Here is a 15796-nt window from a genome sequence, read left to right as displayed (position 1 = left end):
TCATCAGCACTTCAGATTGGCCGTCAGGCCGCAGGTCCAGCCCTGCCACCAGGTGTCCGAGGCGTTCTTCACGGCGCCGATGTAGTCGGTGTCCGTGAAGGCGGCGTGGACGCTCGAGGCCTTGACCGGGGTTACGGCGGTCTCGTTGGCGCCGTTGATGAAGGTCAGGGTCTGGTTGGTGATGGTGACGCCCGAGGTCGGGGCGGCCAGGGTCGAGATTCCCTTGACCGTGTTGTTCGAACCGGCCGTGAAGACCGGCCCCGAACGGGCGGCGCCGCTGGCGCGGTAGGAGACGCCGCAGGACATGAAGACCGAGTTGAACACCGGGTTCACGCTGGCGGTGTCGGCGTCGGCGATGTCAAGGCAGCCGGCCAGCGAGCCGGCGGCGCTGGTGAAGACCGAGTTGACCACGGTCGCCTTCGTGCCCGTGTCGAAGTGGGCCACCGTGTGGGCGTCGGTCGGCGAGTTGCGGCCCACGAGCGTCCAGTTGGCGATCTTCGGCTGCGAGTTGTAGCGCTGGGCCAGCGGCGTCGAGGCCGGGGCGGCCGAGAACTCGAAGCCGGCCGAGCGGCTGGTCGCGTTCGGGGCGCGCTGGGTCACGATGCCGAACTGGGCGCCGCCGCGCCAGCCGGTGTCGGTGTCGAAGGCGTCGTCGTCGGCGCCGTTGATGACGATGTGCTTCAGGTTGACGTTGCCGCCGAAGATTTCGATGCCGTCGTCCGACGAGTTGAAGGACTGGACGTATTCGATGGTGGTGCCCGCGCCGACGCCGGCCAGGGTCAGGGCCTGCAGTTCGTTGCCGGTCGAGATTTCAAAGCCCGAATAGCGGATCTGGACGTAACGCAGACGGCCCGAATTGTCGTTGGCGTTGCCGCCGCCGTAGAAGGCGTTGGTGCCCTCGACCTGGCCGGTGCAGGTGACCGGGGCGGTCAGCTGGCAGTTGGCCTGGGGCGCGCGGCCGGCGATGACGATGCCGCCCCACTGACCTTGCGAGGTCTCGGTCGTCGTGCCTTCCACGTTCTGACGGCTGGTGAAGATGATCGGCTGGGAAGCCGTGCCTTCGGCGTAAATCTGCGAGCCGCGGTTCACCAGCAGATAGTCGCCGCCGCCCGATGCGAAGATGGTCACGCCCGGCTCAACCGTCAGGATGCCTTGCGTGCCGGCATTGGCGGAGGCGTCGACGCCTCCGTCGGTGCCCACGGCCGTGCGGCCCGAGATCGAGTAGATGGTGCCGGCGCGCAGCGGCACGGTCAGCGAGCCGTTGATCTGCTGGGGCAGCTGGCAGTTGCGAAGGGTGCCGTTGGCGATGGTGCCCACGTTGGCGAAGCCGGTCGGGCAATCCGCCGCCGCCTGGCCCGTGCCCGGCGTGCCCGGACCGCCGGGGTTGCCGCCGCCGCCATTGCCGAAATCGCCTTCGCCGGGCGAGGCCACCTCGGCGGAGCCGCCGCAGGCCGCCAGGGCCAGGGTGCTGGCCGCCGCCACGAGCAGGGTCTTGAAGCTGCTGTTCATCATCGTTCCACCGATTGGGTCAAATAGCTGCGGCGGGAGACGGTCTTTGCCGACGATGACGTCGACGCCCCTCCTGCCTGGCGGCGAGGGATAGCGAAAAGCGGGGCGGAAGCTTGCGCGAGGCGGTGACGGATCAGCCTCGGTTTCGTGCCGTTTCAACTGAGAAACCGTGACGAAAATTCCGATATCGGAACAGAAACCAGAGCCGCCTGTCGGCCGATAGGCCCACGGCCCTTGTATTGCCCGGCCATCCGCCGCAAACCGGCGAGCTTTATGACCTCCCCCAGACAGGAGCCACCGATGGGCGGCCCAGACGCGCAACCGCGCCCCACCTCAAGCCTTGGCGCAGAGCCCGGCGCCACGAGCCTGGCGCGCAACCTCAGCTGGCCGCATCTGGTGGCGATGGGCGTGGGCGCCATCGTCGGCACCGGCATCCTGACCCTGATCGGCATCGGCGCGGACAAGGCGGGCCCCGCCGTCCTGCTGTCTTTCCTGATCGCCGGCTTCGTCTGCGCCTGCGCCGCCATGTGCTACGCCGAGATGGCCAGCACGGTGACGGCTTCGGGCAGCGCCTATACCTATTCGCGGGTGGTGCTGGGCCAGATGGCCGGATGGGTCATCGGCTGGAGCCTGATCCTGGAATACAGCCTGGTGGTCAGCGCCGTGGCCGTCAGTTGGTCGGGCTATGCGGCGCCCCTGCTGCGTGACTGGCTGGGCCTGCCTATGGCTCTGATGCAGGGGCCGCATGCGGGCGGAATCGCCAACATCCCCGCCCTGTTCATCATCATCGCCGTCGGCGCCCTTTGCTGACGGGCGCCAAGAAAAGCGCCACGCTCAACCTGATCCTGGTGGCGGTGAAGCTGTCGGCCCTGGCCCTGTTCGTCTGGTTCGCCCTGCCCCACTTCAACGCCGCCAACCTGGAGCCCTTCAGCCCCTATGGCTTCGCCCGTCACATGGGCCCGGACGGCGTCGAGCGCGGCGTGATGGCGGCCGCGGCCATCATCTTCTCGGCCTTCTACGGCTTCGACGCCATCGCCACGGCGGCCGAGGAGACGCGCAATCCCAAGCGCGACCTGGCCATCGGCATCGTCGGCTCCATGCTGGTCTGCGCGGCGATCTACACCATCATCGCCACGGTCGCCCTGGGCGCGACGCCCTTCACCCGCTTCGCCAACAGCCCCGAGCCGCTCGCCCTGATCCTGCGCGAGATCAGCCAGCCCGGCGCCGCTCATTTCCTGGCGGTCACGGCGGTCCTGACCCTGCCCACGGTGATCCTGGCCTTCTTCTACGGTCAGAGCCGCATCTTCTTCGTCATGGCGCGCGACGGCCTGCTGCCGCGCGGTCTGGCCCGCGTCTCCAAGGGCGGCGCCCCGGTGCGCATCACCGTGTTCACCGCCTGCGTGGTGGGGACCATCGCCCTGTTCTTCCCGCTGGACGAAATCGTCGCCCTGGCCAACGCCGGCACTCTGGTGGCGTTCAGCGCCGTGGCCCTGTGCATGTTGATCCTGCGTCGTCGCGCGCCGGACATGGCGCGCGGCTTCCGCACGCCGCTGGGCTGGGTGGTCGGTCCGGTCGCCATCGCCGGCTGCCTGTATCTGTTGGCCAGCCTGCCGCAGAATACGCAGATCTGGTTCGTGATCTGGAACGTGGTCGGCCTTGGCGTCTACTTCATCTACGGGCGCAAGCGGGTAGCGAAAGCAGCCCAGGGCGACGACACGGAAAGCTGAACCGACAGCTTGCAACGAACAAAAAGGCCGCCCGAGCGAATCGGGCGGCCTTTTCATTTGCATCTGTGCGCAAGCTTAGTCGTCAGCGCCCGTCACGGCCGGTCCGTAAAACAGCGCATTGAACAGCAGGCGCGAGGACGCCCGCGCCTGCGCCCGGTTCACCACGTCGGGGCCCAGAACGATCACGCGGCCTTCGCCGTGCTCCAGGTCCAGCACCGCATCGGCGCCCGACAGTTTGTCCGCCCCGATCGCCCAGCCGCTGGAGACCTCGACCTGTTGCGGATAGCGCACCATCGACGCCCCTTCGCCCCCAGGACGGAAGCCCGCATTTCGGTTGAAGAAGACGTTCATCCGCGACGGCGCCCAAAGGTGAGCGGACGGCTGTTGTCGACCTCGGTCTGCATCACCGCGCCGGGAATGAAGAAGTCGGTCGAGGCCACGGGCTTGCCGTCCGGTCCCGTCAGCACGTCCTGCACCGGCGCGCCCATGGCGGCGGCCAGTCGGTGGGCCGAGCCGATGGTGACGACGCTGCCGCCCGCCCGCGCGAAGGCGTCGATCTGAGGCACCGTTTTCTCGGCCGTGATGTGGCCCAGCCAGCCGCGATACTCTGCGGGAATGCTGTCCGGCGCCGGCTGTTCGCGCTGGGCGGCGGCGGAGAGGTCGGTCGGGATCATGTCCGAGGCGAAGACCAGAACATCGAAGTCCTTGTTCAGGTCGCCTGCGTCGAGGCGCTGGGGATAGATGACCTCGAACGGATATTCGAACTGCTCCAGCATCCACTGGGTCCAGCCCGAGGCCATCGAACCGCCGTAGCGATCGACCAAGCCCACGCGCACCGGCTTCAGTGCGATGCGCTCTCCGCCCGGCGCGCGGGCGACGGCGTGGGCGTTCAGGCCGAGGTCGCGCACCGCCGCCTCGACGATCGGCCGGGCCTTGTCGTCGGCCGGGATCCACAGGGCGCCGGGCGCGAGGGTCTGACGACCCGCGCGGGTCTCGCCTTCCTGCCAGAAAACCGGCACGCCCGCCGCCAGAAGGCGGTTGGTCAGGACATAGCCGTTGATCGGCGCATGATCGATCAACCAGCCTGCGCGGCCATTGCCCTCGATCTTGCCCGGCGGCGGGGCCATGACGTCGGCGACGCGCTCGGTCGGCGCCTCGAAGCCGTCCAGGATGCGGTCGAACTGCACGCCCATCTGCATCGCCAGGGTGTAGCCGGTCGCGTCGTAGGGCAGTTTGGGCGGGCCGCCCGGATACTGCAGGTCGTGCGGGTGGTCCTGCGGCTCGAACATGTCCAGCACGTGCGGGCGGTAGGCCTGAGCCGTCTTCACCAAATAAGACCCGGCCGGATAGGTCTTAGCTCCGATGGTGAAGGCGCGCGTCGCCCGCTCCACGTCCACGCCGGTCTTGATTAGGCTGTTCAGGAAGGCGACGGCGGTGGGCAGGTCGGCCTGATCCGCCGGGATGACATAGCCGCGCGGATCGCGCCGGGCCGGGTCGCGCAACACGCTCTCATACAGCGCCGGATCCACCCGGCGGGCGTTCTCGCCGGCCGCTGCGTTCAGGGCGTCGATCGCGGAGGGCGTGATCCGCCAGGTGTCGGTATTGCCCTTGTCGATGGCGTTCTGGCCCATGCGCCAGATGTTGAACAGCACCCTGTCCTTGTTGCGCGATGCGTAGTTCAGCACCGCCCGGTTGATCGATTGCGAGTATTCAATCGACTGGGCGAAACGCCAGGTTTGCGGCGCGACCGGCAGGGGCAGGTCGTTGCGCGGCAGCTGGTTGTCCGGGATCAGGCTGATCTGGCTGGGCGTCGGATGGCCGGTGATCTCGGTCAGCAGGCCCACGGCGTTGTGGAAATAGGTAACGGAGCGCTCCATCCCGTTGTTCCACGTCGAATAGTTCGCCCCGCTGCGCATGGTCGAGCCGGGCTTGCCCTCCTCGATGAGGCGGCTGTGCATGGCGGCGCCGACCTCGGACAGGGTGCTCATGACCAGCGGGTCGTAGTTGTAGTTGAACGGGTCCCGGAACGGCGGCATGAACACCACGGTCCCCGCCGGCGCCGTCTGGTGATGGTTATAGATGATCTGCGGGAACCACTCGCGGAAGAACTGCCGATTGACATTGGTCGTCTCGGTCATCGCCGACAAATAGTAGTCGCGGTTGTTATCGTGACCCACGTACTTCTGATACAGGCGAGGAATAGAGGCGTACTCGCGCTTCAGCGGGTCCTCGTTGCGCATATACCAGGTCGAGACCAGCTCCCATCCGTCCGGGTTCAGCGGCGCGAACAGGATGACCACGTCGTCCAGGATGCGCCTGGCCTCGGCGTCCTCGGCCGTCAGCCATTCATAGAGGGCGGCGATCAGGGCTTGGGGCGGCACGGTTTCTGTGGAGTGCAGACCCCCGTCGATCCAGACCACGGCCTTGCCCTCGGCGGCCAGGGCGCGGGCCTCCTCCTCGCTGACGCCCTCGGCCTTGGCCAGCCGGCGCGCGATCTCCTGATAGCGGTCGATGTTCGCCAGGTTCTGCGGCGAGGAAACGACCGACAGATACTGCGTCCGCCCCTCGGACGATTTGCCGATCTCCAGCAGTTTCATCCGGTCCGACTGCTCGGCCAGTGTCTGCAGATAGCGTTCGAACTGGCTGTAGGTGATCAGGCGATAATCGGCGCCGACCTCGTGGCCAAAGGCCTCCAGCGGCGTGGTCAGGCCCCGCGCGGGCGCCGCCTGCGAGACGACCCCCGTCGGCGCGGAAGCGGCGTCGAGCGCCAGGGCGCTGACGGATGACAGGGCCAGAATGGCCAGGCTGGCCGCGAGCACGGCGGGCGGACGGGTCATGGAATCTCCTGATGCGTTCACTCTCAGCCTTCCGCGAGGCTTGGCGACAGCTTGGCGTCTTCGCGACCCGGACGCAATTTACCCTCAGCCTGAAAAAGCCGGCGACGGCGATTACCCACAGCCGAGCCACGGCGGAGGCAAAAAAGAAAGGGCGACCGGATCGCTCCGGCCGCCCCTTCGGCATTTCAGCAGTGAAGTCTGAAATCAGGCCTCGTCGTCGCCCTCGATGGCGAAGACCGGACCAGGTCCAGGCCCTTGGCCGCGACGTCGCGATCGACGAACTCGATCACCGCCATGGCGGCGTTGTCGCCGTGACGGAAGCCCGCCTTCATGATGCGGATGTAGCCGCCGTTACGCTCGGCGTAACGAGGAGCCAGGGTCTCGAACAGCTTGCCGACTTGCGGCACGTCGCGAACGGCGCTGATGGCCTGACGACGAGCGTGCAGGTCGCCCTTCTTGGCCAGGGTGACCAGCTTCTCGACGAAGGGACGCAGTTCCTTCGCCTTGGGCAGAGTCGTCGTGATCTGCTCGTGCTTGATCAACGAGGCGGCCATGTTGGCGAACATGGCCTGGCGGTGGCTGGCCGTGCGGCCGAGCTTGCGATAGGCGGCGCCGTGGCGCATCGGGGTCTCTCCTACTCGACCCTGGTTTCTCGTCCCTACTTTTCGGACGAGACCTGGGGCCTCTCATTCTAACCGCCCCAACCGATCCACGCGGGACCTGGGCGGAGGGTTAATGATCAGATCTGGTCGTCGAACTTCTTGGCCAGATCTTCGATGTTCTCCGGCGGCCAATCGGCACATCCATGCCGAGGCTCAGGCTCATGGACGCCAGAACTTCTTTGATCTCGTTCAGCGACTTGCGGCCGAAGTTCGGGGTGCGAAGCATTTCGCCCTCGGTCTTCTGGATCAGGTCGCCGATGTAGACGATGTTGTCGTTCTTCAGGCAGTTGGCCGAACGGACCGACAGCTCCAGCTCGTCCACCTTCTTCAGCAGGGCCGGGTTGAAGGGCAGTTCGGGCTTGCCGTCCGACTGCTCGACAGCCTTGGTCGGCTCATCGAAGGTGATGAAGATCTGCAGCTGGTCTTGCAGGATGCGCGCGGCGTAGGCCACGGCGTCAACCGGCGAGACGGCGCGGTTGGTTTCAACTTCCAGGATCAGCTTGTCGTAGTCCAGCGACTGGCCCTGCCGGGTCGGCTCGACGCGATAGGCGACGCGCTTCACCGGCGAATACAGGGCGTCGACGGCGATCAGGCCGATCGGAGCGTCTTCCGGGCGGTTCAGTTCGGCGGCGACGTAGCCCTTGCCGTTCTGGACCGTCAGTTCCATGCGGACCGAGGCGCCGTCATCCAGGGTGCAGATCACGTGATCCGGGTTCAGCACCTCGATGTCGGCCGGCAGCTCGATCTGAGCCGCGGTCACCGGGCCGGGGCCCGTGGCGCGCAGCGTCATCCGCTTCGGACCCTCAGCGTGCATGCGCAGGGCCAGTTGCTTGATGTTCAGAACGATGTCGACGACATCCTCGCGAACGCCTTCCAGCGACGAGAACTCGTGAACAACGCCGTCGATCTGAATGGCCGTGACCGCCGCGCCTTGAAGCGAAGACAGCAGAACGCGACGAAGCGCGTTGCCGAGCGTCACACCGAAACCGCGCTCGAGAGGTTCGGCGATCAGACGCGCCTTGTGCTGCGGGTCAGACCCGCCCTCGACTTGCGGTTTCTCGGGACGGATCAGCTCTTGCCAGTTTCTTTCGATCATAAAGTCCCTCGAACGGGTTTCGACGGCTCCGTGTCCTCACGTTCAGAACAACAGGAGCCGCCGGGAGAAGGGGTAGGCGGCGTGAACCTTAGACGCGACGGCGCTTCGGCGGACGGCAGCCGTTGTGCGGCATCGGCGTCACGTCGCGGATCGTCGTGATCGTCATGCCGACGGCCTGCAGGGCGCGCAGGGCCGACTCACGGCCCGAACCCGGACCCGAGACGTTCACTTCCAGCGTCTTGACGCCGTGCTCGGCGGCCTTCTTGCCGGCGTCTTCCGCAGCCATCTGAGCGGCGTACGGCGTCGACTTGCGCGAGCCCTTGAAGCCCATGTGGCCAGCCGACGACCAGGAAATCGCGTTCCCTTGAGCGTCGGTGATGGTCACCATGGTGTTGTTGAACGAAGCGTTCACGTGGGCGACGCCCGAGGTGATGTTCTTGCGTTCGCGGCGCTTAACGCGACCCGGTTCCTTAGCCATCCGTCAGGCCTCTCTCTTACTTCTTCTTGCCGGCGATCGGCTTGGCCGGACCCTTGCGGGTGCGAGCGTTGGTGTGAGTGCGCTGGCCGCGGACCGGCAGGCCCTTGCGGTGACGCAGGCCGCGGTAGCAGGCCAGATCCATCAGACGCTTGATGTTCATCGACGTCTCGCGGCGCAGGTCGCCTTCGACGGTGAAGTCGCGATCGATGGTTTCGCGGATCTGCAGGATCTCCGCGTCGGTCAGCTGGTTCACGCGGCGAGCCGGCTCGATGCCGATCTTGGCCGTGATCTCCTTGGCGTTGTGCGCGCCAATGCCGTGGATGTACTGAAGCGCGATTTCAACGCGCTTGTTGGTCGGAATGTTGACGCCTGCGATACGGGCCACGAAATTCTCCAAGTACGCGTTAATCAGACGCAGAAACCGCTCCGGTCAACAGACCAGGAGCGTGTACGCCCTTCGCGGAAGGCCGCCCTTATACAGGGGATTCCCGATGCGTCAACGGGCAAGCGCCGTGAGCAGGATGGTTCAGGGCCATTCGACCCCCACCCGGACCTCTCGACCATCAATCGGCGCTCCGTTCTGCGTCGGAGGACGAAAGCGGAAATATCGGGAGGCCGCAAGGGCCGCCTGGCCGAATCCCATTCCCGGGGGCGTTTCGTCCACCAGGCGGCAGTCGCTCAAAGTGGTGTCCAGACGAACCCGGCAGGCCAGCGTCGCCCGCCCTCCCCGGCGCTGGCGGAAGGCGTCGCGCGGGTGCAGGCCCCGCAGTTCGCCAACCGTCGGGCCGCGAATGATGCGCGGCGGGCCCTCACCCTCGCCTGGGCCGACGCCGGACCCGCTGCCGCCGCCGCTGCCCGTCCCCTGCCCGCCCTGACCTTGACCCGGTGTCGGGCCGGGCTCGGGCGCCGCGCCGACGACCAGCGGCTGTTCGGGAGCGGGACGCGGGGGCGCGACGACTTCGGGCGGAGGCGGCGCCGGACGCGGTCGCGCGGGACGCACGCTTGAGGCGGCGGCGGGCGCTCCGCCCCCTTGCGTCACGGCCGGCTCTGCAGGCGGAGGCGGAGGCGGCTCAGGGCGCTCAAAGGGAAGCAGATCGACAATGATCAGCGGCGGCGGCGCGTCCAAGGTCGTCTCGGGCCGCCCTACGCCCAAAAGCACAAAGGCGCCGAGGTGCAGCAGAGCCACCAGCCCCGCCGCGCCCCAGCGCCATTGTTTCATTCGTTCCGGTCGCAACCGTCTCTCCCGCACAGGCTTCCGAACGCTAACGCTTCAGAAGTCGAGGAGATCAGATCGCGCGCCCGATCAGGCGTCCAGCGCCGCGTCGATGGCGGCGGCCACGGCGGCGATGTCGCCCATCCCGTCCACCTCGGTCAGCTTGCCCTGGCCTTCATAGTAGGGAAGCAGCGGCGCGGTCTGACGGTTGTAGACGGCCAGCCGGTCCTTGAAGGTCTCGGGATTGTCGTCGGCCCGGCCCTGTTCGGCGAACCGCTTGCCGATCCGGTCGGTCAGGGCGGCGTCGTCGACCTTCAAGCGGATGACGCTGTCGATCTGGGCGCCGCGCTTGGCCAGCATGGCGTCCAGGGCCTCGGCCTGAGCCACCGTGCGGGGAAGCCGTCGAAGATGGCCCCGCCGGCGGCCTCAGCCTCCGGCAGACGGGCTTCGATCAGAGCGATGACGATCTCGTCGGTGACGAGGTCGCCGCGCGCCAGCACGTCCTTAACCTTCAGCCCCAGTTCGGAGCCGGAAGCGATCGCCGCGCGCAGCATGTCGCCGGTCGAGAGCTGGACCATGCCCCGCCCCTCGACCAGCCGCTTGGCCTGGGTGCCCTTGCCGGCCGCAGGCGGCCCGAACAGGATCAGGTTCATTATGTCTTCGGGCCCCCTACCCGATCAGCGACGGGCAGGAGCGGAACCGCCCCGACCACGACCGCGCAACTTGGCCTTCTTGATCAGGCCCTCATACTGGTGAGCCAGCAGGTGCGACTGGATCTGGGCGACAGTGTCCATCGTCACCGAGACCACGATCAAGATAGACGTTCCGCCAAAATACACGGCGTTGCCCAGGCTGCTGATCATGAACTCCGGCAGCAGGCAGACGGCGGTGATATAGCCGGCGCCGATCACCGTCAGGCGGGTCAGCACATAGTCCAGATACTCAGCCGTGCGCTTGCCCGGACGGATCCCCGGCAGGAAGCCGCCGTATTTGCGCAGGTTCTCCGCCGTGTCCTCGGGGTTGAACGTGATCGAGGTGTAGAAGAAGCAGAAGAAGATGATCAGGGCGGCGTACAGCACCATGAAGACGGGCTTGCCGTGCGTCAGCTGCGCCGTCACCAGGGGCAGCCAGCTCATCCACTCAGGCAGGTTCGCGTTCGCCGTAAACTGAGCCACCGTCGTCGGCAGCATCAGCAGCGACGAGGCGAAGATGGCCGGGATCACGCCTGCGGTGTTGACCTTCAACGGCAGGAAGCTGCGCTCGCCGCCGGTCATGCGGTTGCCTTCCTGGCGCTTCGGATACTGGATCAGAAGGCGGCGCTGGGCGCGTTCCATGAAGACGATGAAGACGATGACCGCCACCGCCATGATGGCGATGAAGAACAGCGTGAAAGCCGACATCTGGCCCTGCTGGGCCAGGCCCAGCATCCGCGCCACCGTCGACGGCAGAACCGCCACGATGCCCGCGAAGATGATCAGGGAGATGCCGTTGCCGACGCCGCGCGCCGTCACCTGCTCGCCCAGCCACATCAGGAACATGGTGCCGCCCGTCAGGACCGTGACCGTCGAGATGATGAAGAACAGGCCGGGCTGGTCGATCAGGCCGGGCTGGGCGTTCAGGCCCACCGCGATGCCGAAGGACTGGGCCAGCGCCAGGAACACCGTCAGATAGCGGGTGTACTGGTTCAGTTGCTTGCGGCCCGACTCGCCGCCTTCCTTCTTCAGCTTCTCCCACGGCGGATACACCGCGCCCATCAGCTGGACGATGATCGACGCCGAGATGTAGGGCATCACGTTCAGCGCGAACACGGCCATGCGCTCGACGGCGCCGCCCGAGAACATGTTGAACATGTCCAGGATGCCGCGCTGGCCATCCGGATTCTGGAAGAAGGCCAGGAAGGCCTCGCCATTGATCCCAGGGATCGGAACATAGGTGCCGATCCGATAGACCAGCAGCGCGCCCAGCGTGAACAGCAGGCGCTTGTGCAGCTCGGTCGCTTTCGCGAACGAGCCGATGTTCATATTGGCAGCAAGTTGTTCAGCGGCCGAAGCCATCAGGCGCTCCCCACACGGTCACCATAGTCATGCCCGTGCTCAGATAGGCGGAAAGCGGCGCTCTTGCGAGGGCCGCTTTCGGAAAATCGTCATCCCTGTCCGGACGTTCCCGGCGGAGGCGCAGCGAACCGCGCCCCCGACGGATGACGATATCGGATTTTAGGCCTTGGCCGCGGCGCGCTTGGCGCGAGCCGAGACCTTGTTGGCGTCGCCCAGCGGAGCCTTCGGCGCCGGGGCCTTGCCGCGAGCGGCGTTGCGCTTCTCGAGACGGGCGGCAGCCTTGGCTTCAGCCTCGATGCGCTCTTGCTTGACCGAACCGCCGGCGGCTTCCACCGCCTTGATGGCGCCGGCCGAGGCCGACCAGACCACCAGGTTCAGCTTGGCCTTCAGCTCGCCTTCGCCCAGGACGCGCACGCCGTCCTTGACGCGACGGATCACGCCGGCGGCGACCAGGGCCGCGCCGTTGATCTCGGCCTTGGCGTCCAGCTTGCCGCCGTCGATGGCTTCTTGCAGGCGCCACAGGTTGACTTCAGCCAGCTTGGGGGCGTTCGGCACGTTGAAGCCGCGCTTGGGCATACGCATGTACAGCGGCATCTGGCCGCCTTCAAAGCCGACCTTGCCGCCGCCCGAACGCGAGTTCTGGCCCTTGACGCCGCGACCGGCGGTCTTGCCCTTGCCCGAGCCCGGCCCACGGCCGACGCGCATGCGCTTCTTGGTTGCGCCCTCGTTATCGCGGATTTCGTTCAGTTTCATTGCCTGATCCTTTCGGGTTCTAGCGCCAGGTCCGCCAGGCGGTCCTGACTCGGCGTTGGATAAATTGAAGGGCCGCTGATTAAGCGACCCGCGTCTGCATCGCAAGATGCTTCTTCATAAAGCGAAACGCCCTCCCCGCGAACGGGAGAGGGCGAAGCGTCTTATTTCTCGACCACTTCCACCATGTGGGCGACCTTGGCGATCATCCCACGGACGGAGGGTGTCTTCCAGGGTCGACTCACGGCCGATCTGGTTGAGACCCAGGCCCACCAGGGTGGCGCGCTGATCGCCCTTGCGGCGGATCGGGCTGCCGACCTGACGGACGGTCACAGTCTTGTTCTCGGTCTTGGCCATCTATCAGCCCTCCACGGCTTCCGGCGCCGAAGCGCCGTCATTGCGGCGGCCCATCAGGTCGGACACCTTCTTGCCCCGCTTGGAGGCGATCTGGCGCGGCGACGACTGAACCTTCAGAGCTTCGAAGGTGGCGCGGATCATGTTGTACGGGTTCGACGAGCCGGTCGACTTGCCCACGACGTCCTGGACGCCGAGGGTTTCGAGGACTGCACGCATCGGACCGCCCGCGATGACGCCGGTGCCCGGAGGCGCCGCACGCATCATGATCTTGCCGGCGCCCCAACGGCCGTTGCCGTCGTGGTGCAGGGTGCGGTTCTCGCGCAGCGGAACCTTGATCATGGTCTTCTTGGCTTCTTCGGTCGCCTTGCGGATGGCTTCCGGCACTTCGCGCGCCTTGCCATGACCGAAGCCGACGCGGCCTTTGCCGTCGCCGACGACCATCAGGGCCGCGAACGAGAACCGGCGGCCGCCTTTGACGGTCGCGGCCACGCGGTTGATGTGCACCAGCTTCTCGACGATGTCCGAATCCGGACCATCAACGGGAGCGTTGCGGTTGTCGCGACGGTTGCGGTCGCCGCCGCCGCGTTGGGGTTCACGAGCCATGCTTGCCGTTCCCTTAGAAGTTCAGGCCGGCTTCGCGCGCGGCTTCCGCCAACGCCTTGACCCGGCCGTGATAGATGTAGCCGCCACGGTCGAAGACGACGTCGGTGACGCCCTTCTCGATGGCGCGCTCGGCGATCAGCTTGCCGATCATGGCAGCGGCTGCGACGTCCGAACCCTTGGACCCCTTGCCGCCTTCCAGCGACGAGGCGGCAGCCACCGTGACGCCCTGGGCGTCGTCGATGATCTGGGCCGAGATGTTCTTGTCCGAACGGTGAACCGACAGACGCAGGCGACCGTTGGCGACAGCCTTCAGGCGACGGCGAGTGCGCTCGGCGCGGCGCTTGGCTTGTTGTTGAAGAGAGAGAGCCATGACTTACTTCTTCTTGCCTTCCTTGCGCCGGACGAATTCGCCCTGGTAGCGCACGCCCTTGCCCTTATACGGCTCCGGCGGACGCATCTTGCGGATGACGGCGGCGATTTCACCAACGACCTGCTTGTCGGCCGAGATCTTGATCTCGGTCTGCTTCGGCACAGCGAAGGTGACGCCTTCCGGCGGAGCGATGTCGACGTCGTGCGAGAAGCCGAGCTGCAGCGAGAGATCCTTGCCCTTCAGGGCGGCGCGGTAACCGACGCCGACCAGTTCCAGGGTCTTCTCGAAGCCGTCGGTCACGCCGGTCACCATGTTGGCGACCAGGGTGCGCGACAGGCCCCACATGGCCTTGGCGCGCTGCGTGTCCGAACGCGGGGTCAGCGACAGTTCGTCGCCTTCCTGCTTGACTTCGATCTCTTCGGCGACGGTCCAGGAGCGTTCGCCCTTGGGACCCTTCACGGTGATGTCCTGGCCGTTGAGCGTGACAGTCACGCCCTTCGGCACAGCGATGGTTTTCTTGCCGATACGAGACATATCAGTAGACCCTGCACAGGACTTCGCCGCCGACGTTAGCGTCGCGCGCGGCGGCGTCAGACATGACGCCCTTCGAAGTCGAAAGGATCGAGATGCCGAGGCCGTTCTTGACCGGCTTCAGATCGCCGATGGCCGAATAGACGCGACGGCCGGGCTTCGACACGCGGGCGATCTCGGCGATCACCGGCTGGCCGTCGAAGTACTTCAGCTCAATCTCGAACTGCGGGAACTCGCCGGGGTTCTGAACCAGCGAATAGCCGCGGATGTAGCCCTCGTCCTGCAGCACGTCCAGGACGCGCTGGCGCAGGCGGGAAGCCGGGGTGAGCACCGTCGAACGCTTGCGGGTGGCCGCGTTCTTGATGCGAGCGATCATGTCGCTCAGGGGATCGTTGATCATCATGTCTGTTCGCTCCCCTTACCAGCTCGACTTCGTCAAGCCGGGGATCTGACCCATGTTGCCCAGCTCGCGCAGGGCCACACGGCTCATCTTGAGCTTGCGGTAGTAAGCCCGCGGACGACCCGTCACTTCGCAACGGTTGCGAATGCGGCTCGGAGCCGAGTTGCGCGGCAGAGCCGCCAGCTTCAGGCGCGCATCGAAACGCTCCTCAAGCGGCAGGCTCTCGTCGTTGGCGATAGCCTTCAGGGCGTCCGCTTCGCGGCATACTTCGCAACCAGGGCCTTGACGGCTTCGTTGCGGTTTACGGCGCTTTTCTTAGCCATTGTTCTCTTCCCTTCCCGCTCAGTTCACGAACGGGAACTTGAACTCGGTGAGGAGAGCCTTGGCTTCCTCATCGGTCTTGGCCGTGGTGCAGACGATGATGTCCATGCCCCACATCTGATCGATCTGGTCGTAGTTGATCTCCGGGAACACGATGTGCTCCTTCAGACCCGTGGCGTAGTTGCCGCGACCGTCGAACGAGGTGCCCTTCAGGCCACGGAAGTCCTTCACGCGCGGCAGGGCGATCGTGATGAACCGGTCCAGGAACTCGTACATCTGGGCGCCACGCAGGGTGACCTTGCCGCCGATGATCATGCCTTCGCGCAGCTTGAAGCCGGCGATGGAGTTACGAGCCTTGGTCGGCACGGCCTTCTGACCGGCGATGGCCGTCAGGTCCTTGAGGGCCGCAGTGGCCTTCTTGGAGTCAGCGACGGCTTCACCGATGCCCATGTTCAGGACGATCTTGTCCAGCTTGGGGATCTGCATCTCGTTCGTGTAGCCGAACTTTTCCTTCAGGGCGCCGCGGATGCGGTCCTGATATTCGGTCTTGAGACGCGGCATGTACTTGGTGTCGGCCATCAGATGACGTCTCCCGTCGACTTGGCGAAGCGGACCTTCTTGTCCCCCTCGACCTTGAAGCCCACGCGGGTCGCCTTGCCGTTGCCGTCGACGATCGCGACGTTCGACAGGTGAAGCGAGGCTTCCTTGTGCTTGATGCCGCCTTGCGGGTCAGCCTGGGTCGGGCGCGTGTGGCGCTGGACCATGTTGACGCCTTGCACGACGACGCGGTTCTCGGTCGGCAGGACCCGGATCACCTGGCCGGTGCGGCCCTTGTCCTTGCCGGTGAGGACGACGACGTTGTCGCCCTTCTTGATCTTCGCGGCCATG

16 protein-coding genes and 5 pseudogenes are annotated in these 15796 nt (G+C 66.1%); 2 read left to right on the top strand and 19 right to left on the bottom strand.

Translation table 11 applies throughout. The features are described from left to right. Nucleotides 1-3: 3 nt before the first annotated feature. Entirely contained in the window at nt 4-1509 is a 1506-nt protein-coding gene (locus V8F63_RS10535; RefSeq protein ID WP_392353099.1) for a hypothetical protein, read from the bottom strand. Between the two features lie 300 nt (nt 1510-1809). Between V8F63_RS10535 and V8F63_RS10530 the strand changes: the two genes are divergently transcribed. Continuing rightward, complete coding sequence (locus V8F63_RS10530; RefSeq protein ID WP_392353098.1) at nt 1810-2319, top strand: amino acid permease; 510 nt, start codon at nt 1810-1812, stop codon at nt 2317-2319. Then, complete coding sequence (locus tag V8F63_RS10525) at nt 2313-3236, top strand: APC family permease (protein WP_392353097.1); 924 nt, start codon at nt 2313-2315, stop codon at nt 3234-3236. Before V8F63_RS10530 ends, V8F63_RS10525 begins: the two co-directional genes overlap by 7 nt. 75 nt (nt 3237-3311) lie before the next feature. Here the strand turns inward: V8F63_RS10525 and V8F63_RS10520 are convergent, their stop codons facing one another. The 18 genes and pseudogenes from V8F63_RS10520 to rplX form a co-directional block, all read right to left on the bottom strand. Beyond that, complete coding sequence (locus V8F63_RS10520) at nt 3312-3530, bottom strand: hypothetical protein (RefSeq protein WP_392353096.1); 219 nt, start codon at nt 3528-3530, stop codon at nt 3312-3314. A gap of 53 nt (nt 3531-3583) precedes the next feature. Continuing rightward, entirely contained in the window at nt 3584-6073 is a 2490-nt protein-coding gene (locus tag V8F63_RS10515; RefSeq protein ID WP_392353095.1) for a M14 metallopeptidase family protein, read from the bottom strand. Nucleotides 6074-6258: 185 nt separating this feature from the next. Continuing rightward, nucleotides 6259-6696 carry a 50S ribosomal protein L17 gene (gene rplQ / locus V8F63_RS10510; RefSeq protein ID WP_392353094.1) on the bottom strand — a complete coding sequence of 146 codons (438 nt, stop codon included), beginning with the start codon at nt 6694-6696 and terminating at the stop codon, nt 6259-6261. A gap of 116 nt (nt 6697-6812) precedes the next feature. Next, nucleotides 6813-7831 (bottom strand): annotated as a pseudogene (locus V8F63_RS10505) (DNA-directed RNA polymerase subunit alpha). 88 nt (nt 7832-7919) lie between these two features. Beyond that, nucleotides 7920-8309, bottom strand: a complete 390-nt coding sequence (rpsK, locus tag V8F63_RS10500; protein WP_003164390.1) for a 30S ribosomal protein S11 — start codon at nt 8307-8309, stop codon at nt 7920-7922. Nucleotides 8310-8325: 16 nt separating this feature from the next. Continuing rightward, the gene (gene rpsM / locus V8F63_RS10495; RefSeq protein WP_025978145.1) at nt 8326-8694 is read right to left on the bottom strand and encodes a 30S ribosomal protein S13; all 369 of its coding nucleotides are present in this window, start codon (nt 8692-8694) and stop codon (nt 8326-8328) included. Between the two features lie 141 nt (nt 8695-8835). Next, nucleotides 8836-9528, bottom strand: coding sequence for a TonB family protein (locus tag V8F63_RS10490; RefSeq protein WP_392353093.1), 693 nt, complete (start codon nt 9526-9528; stop codon nt 8836-8838). 84 nt (nt 9529-9612) lie between these two features. Beyond that, a pseudogene (locus V8F63_RS10485) lies at nt 9613-10175 on the bottom strand (adenylate kinase). 24 nt (nt 10176-10199) lie between these two features. Then, nucleotides 10200-11576: a preprotein translocase subunit SecY gene (gene secY, locus V8F63_RS10480; RefSeq protein WP_025978147.1), complete on the bottom strand. Its 1377-nt coding sequence runs from the start codon at nt 11574-11576 to the stop codon at nt 10200-10202. 312 nt (nt 11577-11888) lie between these two features. After that, a pseudogene (gene rplO, locus V8F63_RS10475) lies at nt 11889-12329 on the bottom strand (50S ribosomal protein L15); the annotation flags it as partial. Nucleotides 12330-12490: 161 nt separating this feature from the next. After that, nucleotides 12491-12683 (bottom strand): annotated as a pseudogene (gene rpmD, locus V8F63_RS10470) (50S ribosomal protein L30). A 3-nt stretch (nt 12684-12686) separates the two neighbouring features. Further along, a complete protein-coding gene (gene rpsE, locus V8F63_RS10465) occupies nt 12687-13286 on the bottom strand; it encodes a 30S ribosomal protein S5 (RefSeq protein WP_024353167.1) in 600 nt (199 codons plus the stop codon). A 13-nt stretch (nt 13287-13299) separates the two neighbouring features. Beyond that, nucleotides 13300-13656 carry a 50S ribosomal protein L18 gene (gene rplR / locus V8F63_RS10460; RefSeq protein WP_025978150.1) on the bottom strand — a complete coding sequence of 119 codons (357 nt, stop codon included), beginning with the start codon at nt 13654-13656 and terminating at the stop codon, nt 13300-13302. Between the two features lie 3 nt (nt 13657-13659). Then, entirely contained in the window at nt 13660-14190 is a 531-nt protein-coding gene (rplF, locus tag V8F63_RS10455) for a 50S ribosomal protein L6 (RefSeq protein WP_392353092.1), read from the bottom strand. A 1-nt stretch (nt 14191) separates the two neighbouring features. Continuing rightward, nucleotides 14192-14590 (bottom strand): 30S ribosomal protein S8, encoded by a 399-nt coding sequence (gene rpsH, locus V8F63_RS10450; RefSeq protein ID WP_025978151.1) that lies wholly within the window; start codon nt 14588-14590, stop codon nt 14192-14194. 15 nt (nt 14591-14605) lie between these two features. Then, nucleotides 14606-14910: pseudogene (gene rpsN, locus V8F63_RS10445) on the bottom strand (30S ribosomal protein S14). 19 nt (nt 14911-14929) lie between these two features. After that, complete coding sequence (gene rplE / locus V8F63_RS10440; RefSeq protein ID WP_025978152.1) at nt 14930-15487, bottom strand: 50S ribosomal protein L5; 558 nt, start codon at nt 15485-15487, stop codon at nt 14930-14932. Further along, nucleotides 15487-15795: a 50S ribosomal protein L24 gene (gene rplX / locus V8F63_RS10435; protein ID WP_025978153.1), complete on the bottom strand. Its 309-nt coding sequence runs from the start codon at nt 15793-15795 to the stop codon at nt 15487-15489. Before rplX ends, rplE begins: the two co-directional genes overlap by 1 nt. Nucleotide 15796 lies beyond the last annotated feature (1 nt).

Origin of the sequence: Brevundimonas sp. LF-1 (assembly GCF_037055305.1) — a bacterium.
GTDB lineage: Bacteria > Pseudomonadota > Alphaproteobacteria > Caulobacterales > Caulobacteraceae > Brevundimonas > Brevundimonas sanguinis.
This window is presented reverse-complemented; position numbering and strand designations above follow the sequence as displayed.